The organism is Pseudoduganella sp. LjRoot289 (assembly GCF_964252925.1).
GTDB lineage: Bacteria > Pseudomonadota > Gammaproteobacteria > Burkholderiales > Burkholderiaceae_D > Rugamonas.
In genome coordinates, this window is record NZ_CAXUPN020000001.1 from 3,804,857 (window position 1) to 3,820,335 (window position 15,479).

10 protein-coding genes and 2 rRNA genes are annotated in these 15,479 nt (G+C 61.2%); 4 read left to right on the top strand and 8 right to left on the bottom strand.

From position 1 onward, the window contains the following. The first annotated feature begins 15 nt into the window (after positions 1–15). A complete protein-coding gene (locus tag ACSQ8Y_RS16235) occupies positions 16–1,029 on the top strand; it encodes a diguanylate cyclase (protein WP_436267478.1) in 1,014 nt (337 codons plus the stop codon). Positions 1,030–1,075: 46 nt separating this feature from the next. On the opposite strand, the gene murB is transcribed toward ACSQ8Y_RS16235, so the two are convergent. Beyond that, a complete protein-coding gene (murB, locus tag ACSQ8Y_RS16240) occupies positions 1,076–2,104 on the bottom strand; it encodes a UDP-N-acetylmuramate dehydrogenase (RefSeq protein ID WP_436267479.1) in 1,029 nt (342 codons plus the stop codon). 152 nt (positions 2,105–2,256) lie between these two features. Between murB and ACSQ8Y_RS16245 the strand changes: the two genes are divergently transcribed. Both ACSQ8Y_RS16245 and ACSQ8Y_RS16250 read left to right on the top strand, forming a co-directional pair. After that, a complete protein-coding gene (locus ACSQ8Y_RS16245) occupies positions 2,257–2,742 on the top strand; it encodes a YajQ family cyclic di-GMP-binding protein (RefSeq protein ID WP_436267480.1) in 486 nt (161 codons plus the stop codon). A gap of 76 nt (positions 2,743–2,818) precedes the next feature. Further along, complete coding sequence (locus ACSQ8Y_RS16250) at positions 2,819–4,075, top strand: nitronate monooxygenase (protein ID WP_436267481.1); 1,257 nt, start codon at positions 2,819–2,821, stop codon at positions 4,073–4,075. A 75-nt stretch (positions 4,076–4,150) separates the two neighbouring features. Here ACSQ8Y_RS16250 and ACSQ8Y_RS16255 read toward each other — a convergent pair whose 3' ends face one another. The 5 genes from ACSQ8Y_RS16255 to ACSQ8Y_RS16275 all read right to left on the bottom strand — a co-directional run bounded on the left by ACSQ8Y_RS16255 (position 4,151) and on the right by ACSQ8Y_RS16275 (position 9,567). Next, positions 4,151–5,089, bottom strand: a complete 939-nt coding sequence (locus tag ACSQ8Y_RS16255; protein WP_436267482.1) for an exopolyphosphatase — start codon at positions 5,087–5,089, stop codon at positions 4,151–4,153. Between the two features lie 96 nt (positions 5,090–5,185). Further along, positions 5,186–5,926, bottom strand: coding sequence for a phosphatase PAP2 family protein (locus ACSQ8Y_RS16260; protein ID WP_436267483.1), 741 nt, complete (start codon positions 5,924–5,926; stop codon positions 5,186–5,188). Beyond that, positions 5,919–7,556 (bottom strand): phosphoethanolamine transferase, encoded by a 1,638-nt coding sequence (locus tag ACSQ8Y_RS16265; protein ID WP_436267484.1) that lies wholly within the window; start codon positions 7,554–7,556, stop codon positions 5,919–5,921. Before ACSQ8Y_RS16265 ends, ACSQ8Y_RS16260 begins: the two co-directional genes overlap by 8 nt. An 87-nt stretch (positions 7,557–7,643) precedes the next feature. After that, a complete protein-coding gene (locus ACSQ8Y_RS16270) occupies positions 7,644–8,891 on the bottom strand; it encodes a sensor histidine kinase (protein ID WP_436267485.1) in 1,248 nt (415 codons plus the stop codon). Then, on the bottom strand, positions 8,878–9,567 hold the full coding sequence (locus tag ACSQ8Y_RS16275; RefSeq protein ID WP_436267486.1) for a response regulator transcription factor: 690 nt from the start codon (positions 9,565–9,567) through the stop codon (positions 8,878–8,880). Before ACSQ8Y_RS16275 ends, ACSQ8Y_RS16270 begins: the two co-directional genes overlap by 14 nt. A gap of 139 nt (positions 9,568–9,706) precedes the next feature. Between ACSQ8Y_RS16275 and ACSQ8Y_RS16280 the strand changes: the two genes are divergently transcribed. Then, positions 9,707–12,034 carry a glycogen debranching protein gene (locus tag ACSQ8Y_RS16280; RefSeq protein WP_436267487.1) on the top strand — a complete coding sequence of 776 codons (2,328 nt, stop codon included), beginning with the start codon at positions 9,707–9,709 and terminating at the stop codon, positions 12,032–12,034. 55 nt (positions 12,035–12,089) lie between these two features. Here the strand turns inward: ACSQ8Y_RS16280 and rrf are convergent. Next, positions 12,090–12,202, bottom strand: a 5S ribosomal RNA gene (gene rrf / locus ACSQ8Y_RS16285). Positions 12,203–12,410: 208 nt separating this feature from the next. Beyond that, a 23S ribosomal RNA gene (locus tag ACSQ8Y_RS16290) occupies positions 12,411–15,285 on the bottom strand. Positions 15,286–15,479: the final 194 nt, after the last annotated feature.

Here is a 15,479-nt window from a genome sequence, read left to right on the forward strand (position 1 = left end):
AACATAGAGAGTGCAATGTCAGACAGCTTCACCGTTCCCAGCGCGCTGGAACCGGCCCTCACCGCCTTCAAGGTGCGGGTCCTGCTGGTCGACGACCAGTTGATCATCGTCGAAGCGGTGCGCCGCATGCTGAGCGACCAGCCCGACATCGAGTTCCACTACGTGACCGACGCCACGCTGGCGCAGCAGACCGCGCTGCAAATGCAGCCGACCGTCATCCTGCAGGACCTGGTGATGCCCGGCATCGACGGCTTCGGGCTGATCCAGGCCTACCGCGAGGACGAGCTGCTGCGCAACGTGCCGGTGATCGTGCTGTCGGCCAAGGAAGACCCCAAGCTCAAGGCGCACAGTTTCGCCGTCGGCGCCAACGACTACATCGTCAAGCTGCCGGACAAGCTCGAACTGTTGGCGCGCGTGCGCTACCACTCGGCCGCCCACATCAGCCGCTTGCAGCGCGACCAGGCGTTCCGCTTCCTGCGCGAGAGCCAGAAGAACCTGGCCGACGCCAACATCGAACTGCAAAAACTGGCCGCGCTGGACGGCCTGACCGGCATCGCCAACCGGCGCCGCTTCGACGACGCCATGCGGGTCGAATGGCAGCGCGGCCAGCGCGAACGGCAGCCGCTGTCGCTGCTGCTGTGCGACGTCGACTTCTTCAAGGCCTACAACGACAGCTTCGGCCACCTCACGGGCGACTTGTGCCTGAAGAAGACCGCCGCCGTGCTGACCGAGCACCTGAAGCGCCCGGCCGACCTGGCGGCGCGCTACGGCGGCGAGGAGTTCGCCATCGTGCTGCCGGACACCTCGCTGGAAGGGGCGCGCAAGGTGGCCGAAGCATGCGTGCTGCACTTGGAAAAGCTGGGGATAGAAAATCCGCAGGCGGCGCCCTACGGCGTGGTGACGATGTCGGTCGGCGTGGCCAGCGTGGTGCCCTCGCCGCACTCCAGCGCCGAGGCGCTGATCGAAAGCGCCGACCGCGCGCTGTACGAAGCCAAGAAATCCGGCCGCAACCGGGTCTGCAGCGCTTGAGTTTCATCATTCCGCATCGGCGGCCCGCCGATGCGGAATGACACCGCTACACGAACACCGGCTCCGGCTCCAGCCACACGCCGAAACGCGCCTCGACGTCGTCCTGGATCGCCTGCGCCAGGCGCTGCACGTCGGCGCCGGTGGCGCCGCCCCGGTTCACCAGCACCAGCGCCTGCTTTTCGTACACGCCGGCCGCGCCCAGGCTGCGGCCTTTCCAGCCGCACTGGTCGATCAGCCAGCCGGCCGCCAGCTTTTCACTGCCGTCGGCCTGCTTGTGGTGCACCAGCGCCGGGAAGCGCGCCAGCAGCTGCGCGCACTGCCCGCCGCTCACCACCGGATTCTTGAAGAAGCTGCCGGCGTTGCCGATCTCGGCCGGGTCCGGCAGCTTGCGGCGCCGCACGGCGATCACCGTGTCGGCCACCTGCTGCGCACTGGCTTGCGCCATCCCCTGCTCGGCCACGGCCTGCGCCAACTCGGCGTAGCGCAGATTGGGCCGCCATGCGCGCGGCAGCGCGAACGTCACGTCCATGATGATCAGCCCGCGTCCAGCCTCCTGCTTGAACACGCTGTCGCGGTAGGCGAAGCGGCAGGCGGCGGCGTCCATCACGACCAGCTCGCCGCTGGCCGGGTCGTAGGCCGTCAGACTGTGGAAAAAGTCCTTGGTTTCGGCGCCATAAGCGCCTATGTTTTGGATAGGCGCGGCGCCCACCGTGCCCGGGATCAGCGACAGGTTTTCCAGCCCCGGCACACCCTGCGCCAGGCTCCACTGCACGAACTGGTGCCAGTTCTCGCCGGCCGCCGCACGCACGTGGTGGTGCAGTGCGTCACCGTCCAGCACCTCCCTGCCCTGCAGCGCGATGTGCAGCACCAGGCCGGGGAAGTCGCCGGTCAGCAGCAGGTTGCTGCCGCCGCCAAGTACCAGGCGCGGCAGCGCGGCCAGCGCCGGATCGGCCAGCGCGGCCCGCAACTGGGCAGTCGATTCCACGCGCAAATAAGTGCCTGCGCACGCATCGATACCGAAAGTGTTGAGTGAGCGCAGGGAGAAATGATGACGCAGGGGCAGGTTCGAGTGCATGGCTGGGCTAGGATTTTGGTCGATTATAGTAGGAAAGTAGGAAAATCGCGGCAAAAACGACCGAGCGTTCGGGCCGTTGTCCGTTAAAATGGCACATCTTTTTACGCGGCGCTGCACCATAGGCGCCCTTGTACTAACTAAAGGAAAGCAACATGCCGTCGTTTGATGTAGTCTCCGAAGCCGATATGATCGAAGTGCGCAATGCCGTCGATCAGGCCAAAAAGGAAATCACCACCCGTTTCGACTTCAAGGGCAGCAGCGCCAATGTCGAACAGAAGGAAGCCGAACTGACCGCCTACGCGGATTCGGACTTCCAGCTGACCCAGGTTAAAGACGTGCTGATCAACAAACTGGGCAAGCGCAGCGTGGACGTGCGCTTCCTGGACGAGGGCAAGATCGAGAAGATCGGCGGCGACAAGGTCAAGCAGGTCATCAAGATCAAGAACGGCCTGGAAACCGAGGCGGCCAAGAAGATCACCCGCATCATCAAGGACAGCAAGATGAAGGTGCAAGCGAGCATCCAGGGCGAGTCCGTGCGCGTGACCGGCGCCAAGCGCGACGACCTGCAGGCCGCCATGGCCATGCTGCGCAAGGAAGTCCAGGACACCCCGCTGGAATTCAACAACTTCCGCGATTAATCTCGATACCGACCCGGTGCGCCCCGCGCACCCAGCCACGGGCCGGCCGGCCCGGCGGCGCCACGTAAGGACAGCAATGAAACGAGTAGACGACTTCCGCCTGCGTTTTGGCGACAAGGAATATGTGCCCATCATGATAGGCGGCATGGGAGTGGACATTTCCACCTCCGAGCTGGCGCTGGAGGCGGCCCGGCTGGGCGGCATCGGCCACATTTCGGACGCGATGGTGGAAGACGTGTCGGACCGCAAGTTCGACACGACCTTCGTCAAGGACAAGACCAAGCTCTACAAGTACAACATCTTCAACATGGACAAGGCCGTGGTGCAGTTCGACCTCGAGCGCCTGGCCGACGCCCAGCGCCGCCACATCGGCAGCACCATGGCCGCGAAAAAAGGCCCCGGCCTGATCTTCGTGAACTGCATGGAAAAGCTGACCATGAACGGTCCGAAGGAAACCCTGCGCACCCGGCTGAACGCGGCACTGGACGCGGGCATCGACGGCATCACGCTGTCGGCCGGCCTGCACTTCGGCTCCTTCGCGCTGATGGCTGACCACCCGCGCTTCCGTGAAGCCAAGCTGGGCATCATCGTCTCGTCGGTGCGCGCGCTGCAGATTTTCCTGCGCAAGAACGCCAAGCTGAACCGCGCACCGGACTACGTCATCGTCGAAGGTCCGCTGGCCGGCGGCCACCTCGGCTTCGGCATGGAAGACTGGAAAGACTACGACCTGCACACCATCGTCGCCGAGGTGCTGGCCTACCTGAAGAACGAAAACCTGGACGTCCCGGTGATTGCCGCCGGCGGCGTGTTCACCGGCAGCGACGCGGTGTCCTTCCTGGAAGCCGGCGCGGCTGGCGTGCAAGTGGCCACGCGCTTCACGGTGACCAAGGAATGCGGCCTGCCGGACAAGGTCAAGCAGGAATACTACAAGGCCGGCGAAGAGGACATCATCGTCAACGGCGTCTCGCCGACCGGCTATCCGATGCGCATGCTGAAGAACACGCCGGCCATCGGCGCCGGCATCCGTCCCGGCTGCGAATCCTACGGCTACCTGCTCGACGCCACCGGCAACTGCTCCTACATCAACGCCTACAACCGCGAAGTGGTCGCCAACGGCGGCAGCGACAAGGGCATTTCGGTGATGGACAAGACCTGCTTGTGCACCCACATGCGCAATTTCAACTGCTGGACCTGCGGCCACTACACCTACCGCCTGAAGGACACCACGCATGTGAAGGAAAACGGCGAGTACCAGCTGCTCACCGCCGAGCACGTGTTCAAGGACTACCAGTTCAGCACCGACAACCAGGTCGCCCTGCCGGAAAAAGAATAGAAAAAAAGGGCCAGGGTTAATTAATTTAATTAACCCTGGCCCCATTATCGGACAAGGCGCCCGTCGGCGCCTTTCTTAGCCTTCGTGCGTGATGCGGGCGATCAGCGCGCCCAGCACATCGTCGGCCCGTTCATTGTCCACCTGGCAGGTACCGGCGTTCTCATGCCCGCCGCCGCCGTATTCCAGCATCAGCGCGCCGATATTGGTCTTCGACGTCCGGTTCAGGATCGACTTGCCGGTGGCGAACACGGTGTTCTGGTTCTTCAAGCCCCACAGCACGTGGATGGAGATATTCGTTTCCGGGAACATCGCGTAGATGATGAAGCGGTTGCCGGCGAAGATGGTTTCTTCGTTGCGCAAGTCCAGCACCACCAGGTTCTGGTGGATGGTCGCGCAGCGCTTGATCTGCTCCTTGCACTTCTCGCTGTGCTCGAAATACAGTTCCTTGCGCTCCCTGACGTCCGGCAGCTCCATGATCTGGTTAATGTCATGGTTCTTGCAGTAGTCGATCAGGTCCATCATCAGGTTGTAGTTCGAGATGCGGAACTCGCGGAAGCGGCCCAGGCCGGTGCGCGCGTCCATCAGGAAGTTGAGCAAGTCCCAGCCCTGCGGATTGAGCACTTCTTCGCGGTTGAACTGGGCCGAATCGCCCTTGTCCACCGCCGCCATCATGTCGTCCCACGAGGCCGGGAAGGCCTTCAGGCCGCCGTAATAGTCGTACACCACGCGCGCGGCCGACGGCGCCTCCGGATGGATGATATGGTTCTTGCGCTCGCCCGTGTTGCGGATGGTTTCGGACAAGTGGTGGTCGAACGCCAGATGCACGCCGGCCACGAAGGGCAGATTGGTCGTGATGTCCTTATCACTGATTGCAATCTTGCCGTCTTGCATGTCCTTCGGGTGGACAAACAGGATATCGTCGATCATGTCCAGGTGCTTCAGGAGTACCGCGCACACCAGGCCGTCAAAGTCGCTACGGGTCACCAGGCGATATTTTTTTGCTTCAGCTGACATGAAAACACCTTTTAGTTGAGAGTACAAACACCAGCGCATCCCGTAAAAAAGATGCAATGATGAATAATACAACCCAACTCCCCGCCTTGCACGTACTTATGCGGCCGTCATGGCGGGGCTGCGGCGGGCGGCCCGGAAGCGGGTATGCGCGGCCAGCAGCGCGGTCAGCACGGCGCACGCTATCCACATGGTCCACAGCGTGTGCGTCAGGAAATGGGCACCGCGCATCTGTTGCATCCAGCCCACGACAGCGCCGAAGGCCAGCGCCGCCAGCCCCACGTCGGCCGCCTTGCGCGGGTCGTGCGGCAGCCAGAACACGGCCAGCCCCACCAGCCACAGGGCGCTGGAGGCGTGGCCGCCCGGCAGGCAGTGCCCGGCCTCGACCCAGCCCGGCACGTGCTCGAGCAGACGGTAGTAAGGCTGGTAGCCGCCGTAGCGCTCCAGCTCCCACGGGCAGTGCGACACGCTGGCGCGCTTGAGCAGCGAAGTGATCGCAGGCACCAGCAGCACGCACAGCGACAGCAGGCGCAGCCGCAAACGCCACCAGGCCGGCAGTGCGCGGCCGTGCCGCAGCCGGTCCGGCAAGCTATCCCAGGCGCAGGCCGCCACCGGCAGCGTGGCCAGCAGGGTCAGCACGGTCTTCAGCGTGCCGTGGCTGAAGTGCTCGGTCAGCCAGGCGTGCTGCCAGGGGAATTCGTGGATGTGGAAATCGAACATCCAGTCGGCCAGCAGCAGATCCACCGTGCCCATGCCCAGCAGCACGATGATCGCGGCCGAGAGCGCCAGCATCCAGGCCGCGCGCCGCAGCGCCGGCCGGCCCAGGAGTTCCTCATCCATGGGTGCAGGCGTTGAAAATGTCCAGCTTGGGGTTGTAGACCGCCGTGCTCACGTCCAGCATGCCCAGCACCGAATGGAATACATTGTCGTGCGAGAACGGCTGGCTGGCGCTCGCGGCCACGCAGCGGCGGTCGATCTTGAAGCGCTCGGCGTAGCGGTCCGAGAACCACAGCATGAAGGGCACCCGGCGCTGCTCGGGCGGCGAGATGATGTAGGGCGCTCCGTGCAGATACATATTCTTCTCGCCCAGCGATTCGCCATGGTCGGAGAAATACAGCATGGCGGTATCGACGCCGTCCTCGTCGCTGCTCTGCCGCAGCAGCTTGATCACCTTGTCGAGGAAGTAATCGGTGTACAGGATGGTGTTGTCGTAGGCCGCCGTGATGGCCGCTTGCGAGCATTTTTCCAGCTCGTTGGTCTCGCACACGGGGCCGAACTGCCGGAATTGCTTGGGGTAGCGCTTCCAGTAGGCCGGGCCGTGGCTGCCTTTCTGGTGCAGCACGATCACCAGGTCGTTTTTGGCCGCGCGGATCAGTTCGGGCAGCCGCTCAAGCAACTTCTCGTCATAGCATTCCTCGCTGTTGCACAGCGGGTCGTTGGCCACCGGCTCCGACCAGTCTTCGTATTCAACACGGGCGCACACGCCCTTGCAGCCGGAATTATTGTCGCGCCACAGCACGTCGAAGCCGGCGTGCTTGAGCACGTCGAGCAAGCCCTCCTGCCCCTGCGCCTTGCCGTCCGAGTAGTTCTCGCGGCCCAGCGCGGAGAACACGCAGGGCACCGAAACGGCGGTGGCGGTGCCGCAGGAAGACACGTTGCTGAAATTGATCAGCCCGGCTTGCTGCGCCAGGCGGGGATTGGTGTTGCGCTCGTATTTGTTGAGCGAAAAGTTCATGGCGCGGGCGGTCTCGCCCACCACCAGCAAGGTGACCGTGCGCTGCGGGTGGCCGGCCCAGGTCACGCCCTTGAGGGCGTCGCGTCCCAGCGGCGCCACCACTTGGGGCTTGGTCCACTTCTGTTTCAGGTAGCTGTTGGTGGCCTGGATGTAGTTGGTCGGCGTGAGCAGGAAACGCAGTTCGCGGTGCTCGCGCAGCGCCGGCGCGTAGCTCTTGAAAAACAACAGCAGGATGGCGGCGGCCAGCAGCAGCGAGCCGACCACCACGCCGGCATTGGTCAGCAGGTGGCGGCGGCGCGGCGCGAACGTCAGCGTGGTGCGCGCCACCAGCAGCGCCGGCAGCACGCCCAGCAGCGCGACGGTCAGCACCAATTTCAAGCTCAGCAGTTCACCGGCTTCGCGCGCATCCGTTTCCACCACGTTCTGTATCATCGCCTTGTCGATCTGCGTGCCGTACTGATTCATGAAGTAGGCTGCGGCCGACGTGGCCACCAGCAGCACAATGACGACCGGCTTGATCAGGTGCCGGTAGTTCACCAGGCTCAGGCAGGCGTTAAAAACCAGCACCAGCAACACAAAAGTGGCGCCCAGCAGCGGCAAGTTGCCCAGGCTGAAACCGCCGGTCGCAAACAGGAAGCGCTGCCAGAAACTGTAGTTGTAGGCCAGGACCAAGAAGGCCGAGGCTGCCAGCGTGAAGAGGGGGGCGCTAAGGCGCGGGGCAAATTTGACGGTCACTGAAAATCCAATTATGTTGCATAGCTGACATACGCCACTATAGACTACCAGTCGCCAAGCCGGCGTCAACCCGGCGTGAAGAAAGCGTTAAATCGAAGGGAAGCCGATGACAAAAATGCTGCCGCCACCGGGGCGCTCGCGCAGCGCCAGGCTGGCGCCCAGATAGCCGCAGATGCGCCGCACCAGCGCCAGGCCGAGGCCGGTTCCGGCGGAACCGCCGGCGCCAGGCAAGCCGTTTGCGGCGGACGCCCCGCCCTGCCCTTCCAGCGCGGCGCGCACGGCGGGCGGCAAGCCGGGCCCGCTGTCCTCGACCAGCACGGTGCGCCCCGCCAGCCGCACGGTGACTTCGCCGCTGCCGGTATACTGGCACGCGTTGCGTACCAGGTTGCCGATCGCGGCCAGGCACAGTTCGCGCGGTGCACGCACGGCGAAGCTCAGGCCGCCGTCGAAGGACAGTCGCACCGGCTTGCCCGCCACCATGTGCTGGTAGCGTTCGGTTTCGGCCAGGCACAGCTGACCGATGTCGACTTCGGGCAAATCGCTCAATTGGGGCGCCCGCGCCAGCAGCAGCAGCACCGTCACGCAGTCGGCCGCTTCCTGCGCCGCGCGGTAGATGCGCGCCGCCGCCGGATAGCCGGGACTGGCTTCGCCCTGCGCCATCAGCACCTCGGCCGCACCCATGACGACGGTGAGCGGGCTGCGCAGCTCGTGGCTGACGTCGCCGGTGAAGAAACGCTCACGCTCCAGCACTTCGCGCAGCTGCGCGGTGTGGGCGGCAAAGGCGCGCGCCAGCACGCCCAACTCGTCCCTGCGCTCCTGCAGCGGCAGGGATGGCTGGTCGGCATTGACGGCGGCGGCCAGCTCAGTGATGGGGGTCACCAGCCGCCGTGCCATATAGCTGGCCAGCACATAGGAGAACAGCAGGAAACCGACGAAGGCGACCGCGAACATCGAGTACACCGCCAGCTCCACTTTCTCGTAGTCGCTTTCATGGTCGACCGCAACATAGTCGCCGAAGTCGTCGTGCCCGGCCAGCACGTGCAGGCCGATACCGTCGACGGTTTTCTCCTGCACACCTGGCGGCAGGTTGCGCAGCGACAGCGGGATGTCCTGATTGCGGTGAAAGCTCAGGCCGGCCGGCATTTCGACCGGCAGGTTGGCAGCCTGGCGCGGCGCCGCCCAGGCCGCCACCTCGCGCATGCGGTTGTCGACCAGATGCTCCTCGATGCCCTCGACGGCAAAGGCGGCGATCACCGCGAAAAACAGCACGAAGCCGAAGGCGTACCAGGTGTAGGCGGTGACGATGCGCCGCCTCAGCGAGTCAATGGGCGTCATCGTGGCTCAGCAGTTTGTAGCCGATGCCGGGCACGGTGCGCAGCATGGCGAAGGGAAAGGGTTTGTCCAGGGCCTGCCGCAGCGCGTGCAGATGGGTGCGCAGCGCGTCGCTGTCAGGCCGGTCGTCGCCCCACACTTCCTGCTCCAGCATGTCGCGCGGGACCAGGCGCGGCGCTTCCCGCATCAGGCAGCGCAGCAGCACATAGCCGGTCTTGGTCAGCACAACCGGTTTGCCCGCGCGGGTGGCGGTGTAGGTGCTGGTGTCGAAACTGAGTTCGCCCACGCGCAACACGGTCGACGCGGTGCTGCTGCCGCGCGCGCGCCGCACCAGCGCCTTGAGCCGGATGTCCAGTTCCACCAGCGAGAACGGTTTCACCAAGTAGTCGTCGGCGCCGGCATCAAAGCCGCTGACCTTGTCGGCCAGCGTATCGCGTGCCGTCAGCATCAGCACCGGGGTGGCCAGGTTCAGTACATTACGCAGCTTCTGGCACAGCTCCAGCCCGTTCAGGCCGGGCAGCATGAGGTCCAGCACCACGGCGTCGTACTGGTGCTGGGCGGCCAGGCCCAGGCCGGTATAACCATTCGAGGCCGAATCCAGCACATAGCCCTTCGGTTCGAAGAATTCGTACAGGTTGGCGACAATGTCGGGATTGTCTTCAATGATGAGGAGGCGCATGCGCGTATTCTAACTTCCACCCCGTGTGTAATGAAACTACAACAGACTTTTGCACAGTCGTTGACGAAGCAAGGATAGCAGCGTAGATTTTCACAGCCGCACCGTAGTTTAAGTACATACAAAAACAACCGGAGACCTTATGAAAATACGCCGCACCACAAGTGCCGCCATGGCAGCGCTCGCCCTTTCCTCCCTGGCTACCGCCATCACCGCCGCCCTGCCGGCCACCGCCCACGCCGCCATCAACGCCAGCCAGTTGGGCGCGGCCTATGACGCGGGCAAGACCAGCGTCAACTTCCGCCTGTATTCCAGCCGCGCCACCCGCATCGAACTATTTCTCTACAGCACTGCCAGCGGCACCCAGGAAAAAGCACGCCTGGTACTGACCAAGGGCACCGGCAACATCTGGAGCGCAAACGTGACGGCGGCAGCGCTGGCCGGCTACGGCATCAGCGGCACCGTGTACTACGGTTACCGCGCCTGGGGCCCGAACTGGCCGTACAACGCGGCCTGGACCAAGGGTTCGGCGAGCGGCTTCATCAGTGACGTGGACACGGCCGGCAACCGCTTCAACCCGAACAAGCTGCTGAGCGACCCGTACGCACGCGAACTGAGCCACGACCCGACCACACCTGCCATGACCGACGGCACCATTTACGCGAGCGGCGCCCTGTACCGCAACATCGACAACGGCGCGGCCGCGCCCAAGGGTATGGTGCTGGCGGGCGACACCCAATCGACCGGCACCAAGCCGACCCGGGCATTAAAGGACGACATCGTCTATGAAGCCCATGTGCGCGGCCTGACCAGCAACGACACCAGCATCGCCGCAACCTATCGCGGCACCTATAAAGGGGCTGGCCTGAAGGCAGCCTACCTGGCCGGTCTGGGCGTCACCGCCGTCGAATTCCTGCCGGTGCAGGAAACCCAGAACGACACCAACGACGTCGACGCCGCCAGCACGACCGGGGACAACTACTGGGGCTATATGACGCTGAACTACTTCGCGCCGGACCGCCGCTACGCCGCCGACAAAACGCCGGGCGGCCCCACCCGGGAATTCAAGGAAATGGTGAAAGCCTTCCACGACCAAGGCATCAAAGTGCTGATCGACGTGGTCTACAACCACACAGGCGAAGGCGGCGCCTGGTCCTCCGGCGATCCGACCACCTACAACCTGCAGAGCATGCGCGGCCTGGACAACCCCACCTATTACTCGCTGACCAGCGACATGCAATCGTCCTGGGACAACACCGGCGTGGGCGGCAACTACAACACCCGCAACCCGGTCGCGCAAGACCTGATCATCGACTCGCTGGCCTACTGGCGCGACACCCTGGGCGTGGACGGCTACCGTTTCGACCTGGCTTCGGTGCTGGGCAATACCTGCGAACACGGCTGCTACAACTTCCTGAAGACCGACAGCGCGAACGCCCTGAACCGCATCGTGGCCGAACTGCCGCCGCGCCCGGCCGCCGGCGGCAGCGGGGTCGACCTGATTGCCGAACCCTGGGCCATCGGCGGCAACTCCTACCAGGTGGGCGGCTTCCCGGCCGGCTGGTCCGAGTGGAACGGCCTGTACCGCGACCTGGTGCGCGAAAGCCAGAACAAACTCGGCTCGGTCACCGTCACCACCGGCGCCATGGCCACCCGTTTCGCCGGCTCCAGCGACCTGTACGCAGACGACGGCCGCAAACCGTGGAACTCGGTCAACTTCATCACCGCGCACGACGGCTTTACGCTGAAAGACCTCTACAGCTGCAACAGCAAGAACAACACGCAGGCCTGGCCATACGGCGTCAGCGACGGCGGCGAGGACAATAACAACAGCTGGGACCAGGGCGGCATCGCGGCCGACCAACGCAAAGCGGCGCGCAACGGCCTGGCGCTGATGATGGTGTCGGGCGGCGTGCCGATGATGGTGGGCGGCGACGAGGCGCTGCGCAGCATCAACTGCAACAACAACCCATACAACCTGGACTCGAGCGCGAACTGGCAGGGCTGGAGCTGGACCGCGGACCAGAGCAATTTCCAGAACTTCAGCAAAGGCATGATCGCCTTCCGCAAAGCCCATCCGGCCCTGCGCCCCGCCAACTTCTACTCCAGTGTCGACAACAACGGCAACGTGATGGAGCAATTGCGCTGGTTCAAGCCCAACGGGCAAGTGGCGGACGCGAGCTACTTCAACGACGCGGCCAACCACGCCATCGGCTGGCGCATCGACGGCAGCGAGCTCGGCGACACGGCCTCGGCCATCTATGTGGCGTACAACGCGTGGAGTGCACAGGTCAACTTCGTGCTGCCATGGCCGGGCGCGGGCAAGATCTGGTATCGCGTGACGGATACCTGCGGTTGGGCCGAAGGCGCCGGCCAGGTGCGCACGCCGGGCAGCGAAGACGTGGTCGGCGGTGAAAACACGTCTTACGGCGTGTGCGGACGCGGCACGCTGGTGCTGATCGCGAAATAACTGCAAACGCAAAAAACCCCCACCGGATCACCGGAGGGGGTTTCTCTTGTAACTAGCTTGACGATAACCTACTTTCACACTGGTTGCAGCACTATCATCGGCGCAAAATCGTTTCACGGTCCTGTTCGGGATGGGAAGGGGTGGGACCGATTTGCTATGGTCATCAAGCTTTGACTTGTACAAGCAACAGTTCCCGGTTGGGCAACTGCGCTTTAAAATTCGGAAGAAGTCCCCTGTCATTCCCGCGGATGCGGGAATCCATACTCAGCATGGGTTCCCGTTTGCACGGGAACGACAAGGCAGATTTATTATTGTAGCGATTGCGTATCAACTACTCACAACATGCGCACTTCTCGCCTACAACCATCAATGTTATAGGGACAAGCCTTACGGGCAATTAGTACTGGTTAGCTTAATGCATTACTGCACTTCCACACCCAGCCTATCAACGTCCTGGTCTCGAACGACCCTTCAAGGAGCTTAAAGCTCCGGGAAATCTCATCTCAAGGCAAGTTTCCCGCTTAGATGCTTTCAGCGGTTATCTCTTCCGAACTTAGCTACCCGGCAATGCCACTGGCGTGACAACCGGTACACCAGAGGTTCGTCCACTCCGGTCCTCTCGTACTAGGAGCAGCCCCCTTCAAATTTCCAACGCCCACGGCAGATAGGGACCAAACTGTCTCACGACGTTTTAAACCCAGCTCACGTACCACTTTAAATGGCGAACAGCCATACCCTTGGGACCGGCTACAGCCCCAGGATGTGATGAGCCGACATCGAGGTGCCAAACTCCCCCGTCGATATGAACTCTTGGGAGGAATCAGCCTGTTATCCCCAGAGTACCTTTTATCCGTTGAGCGATGGCCCTTCCATACAGAACCACCGGATCACTATGTCCTACTTTCGTACCTGCTCGACTTGTCGGTCTCGCAGTTAAGCACGCTTATGCCATTGCACTATCATCACGATGTCCGACCGTAATTAGCGTACCTTCGAACTCCTCCGTTACACTTTAGGAGGAGACCGCCCCAGTCAAACTGCCTACCATGCACTGTCCCCGATCCGGATTACGGACCAAGGTTAGAACCTCAAACAAACCAGGGTGGTATTTCAAGGTTGGCTCCACGATGACTGGCGTCACCGCTTCAAAGCCTCCCACCTATCCTACACAGATTGGTTCAAAGTCCAATGCAAAGCTACAGTAAAGGTTCATGGGGTCTTTCCGTCTAGCCGCGGGTAGATTGCATCATCACAAACACTTCAACTTCGCTGAGTCTCGGGAGGAGACAGTGTGGCCATCGTTACGCCATTCGTGCAGGTCGGAACTTACCCGACAAGGAATTTCGCTACCTTAGGACCGTTATAGTTACGGCCGCCGTTTACTGGGACTTCAATCAAGAGCTTGCACCCCATCATTTAATCTTCCAGCACCGGGCAGGCGTCACACCCTATACGTCCACTTTCGTGTTTGCAGAGTGCTGTGTTTTTATTAAACAGTCGCAGCCACCAGTTTATTGCAACCCTTTCGCCCTATCACAGTAAAGTGACCAAGCTACCGGGGCGTACCTTTTCCCGAAGTTACGGTACCAATTTGCCGAGTTCCTTCTCCCGAGTTCTCTCAAGCGCCTTAGAATACTCATCTCGCCCACCTGTGTCGGTTTGCGGTACGGTCTCGTATGACTGAAGCTTAGAGGCTTTTCTTGGAACCACTTCCGATTGCTTCACGCACTAGTGCGCTCGTCCCGCTCCCTTGAATTACGCACCCGGATTTGCCTAAGTGCCTTCTATGAAGCAGAAACTGACTATTCCAACAGTCAGACAACCTTCCGCGATCCGTCCCCCCATCGCATCATACGACGGTGCAGGAATATTAACCTGCTTCCCATCAGCTACGCATCTCTGCCTCGCCTTAGGGGCCGACTCACCCTGCTCCGATGAACGTTGAACAGGAAACCTTGGGCTTACGGCGTGGGGGCTTTTCACCCCCATTATCGCTACTCATGTCAGCATTCGCACTTCTGATACCTCCAGCATCCTTTACAAGACACCTTCGCAGGCTTACAGAACGCTCTCCTACCATATGTGCAAGCACATATCCGCAGCTTCGGTGACTGGCTTAGCCCCGTTACATCTTCCGCGCAGGACGACTCGATCAGTGAGCTATTACGCTTTCTTTAAATGATGGCTGCTTCTAAGCCAACATCCTGACTGTTTTAGCCTTCCCACTTCGTTTTCCACTTAGCCAATCTTTGGGACCTTAGCTGGCGGTCTGGGTTGTTTCCCTCTTGACGCCGGACGTTAGCACCCGACGTCTGTCTCCCAAGCTCGCACTCATCGGTATTCGGAGTTTGCAATGGTTTGGTAAGTCGCGATGACCCCCTAGCCATAACAGTGCTCTACCCCCGATGGTGATACTTGAGGCACTACCTAAATAGTTTTCGGAGAGAACCAGCTATTTCCAAGTTTGTTTAGCCTTTCACCCCTACCCACAGCTCATCCCCTAATTTTTCAACATTAGTGGGTTCGGTCCTCCAGTGCGTGTTACCGCACCTTCAACCTGGCCATGGGTAGATCACTTGGTTTCGGGTCTACACCCAGCGACTAGCGCCCTGTTCGGACTCGATTTCTCTACGGCTCCCCAATCTGGTTAACCTTGCCACTGAATGTAAGTCGCTGACCCATTATACAAAAGGTACGCAGTCACGGAACAAGTCCGCTCCTACTGTTTGTATGCACACGGTTTCAGGATCTATTTCACTCCCCTCCCGGGGTTCTTTTCGCCTTTCCCTCACGGTACTGGTTCACTATCGGTCGATTACGAGTATTTAGCCTTGGAGGATGGTCCCCCCATATTCAGACAGGATTTCTCGTGTCCCGCCCTACTTGTCGCACGCCTAGTTCCACACATCGCATTTCGTGTAAGGGGCTATCACCCTCTATGGCCGCCATTTCCAGGGCGTTCCACTATGCGTCATGCTAAAACGTGCAGGCTCTTCCCATTTCGCTCGCCACTACTTTGGGAATCTCGGTTGATTTATTTTCCTGCAGCTACTTAGATGTTTCAGTTCGCCGCGTTCGCTTTGCATGCCTATGTATTCAGCATGCAATGACCTAAAAGGCCGGGTTTCCCCATTCGGAAATTCTCGGATCAAAGCTTGATTGTCAGCTCCCCGAGACTTATCGCAGACTTCTACGTCCTTCATCGCCTGTAATCGCCAAGGCATCCACCATGTGCACTTATTCACTTGTCCCTATAACATTGATCCCTTGCGACTAACAAAGAACCGTTATAAAGCAAGAAGTACTACGTTGTTGCGTTTGTTGATATTGCAATCACTACCCAACGTTCGACCTTGCGATCGAACGAAAAATAATAAATCTTTACTTCTTCCAAATTTTTAAAGAACGGTACTACTCAAACCTAAACGTGGCGCCAAGATGGCGT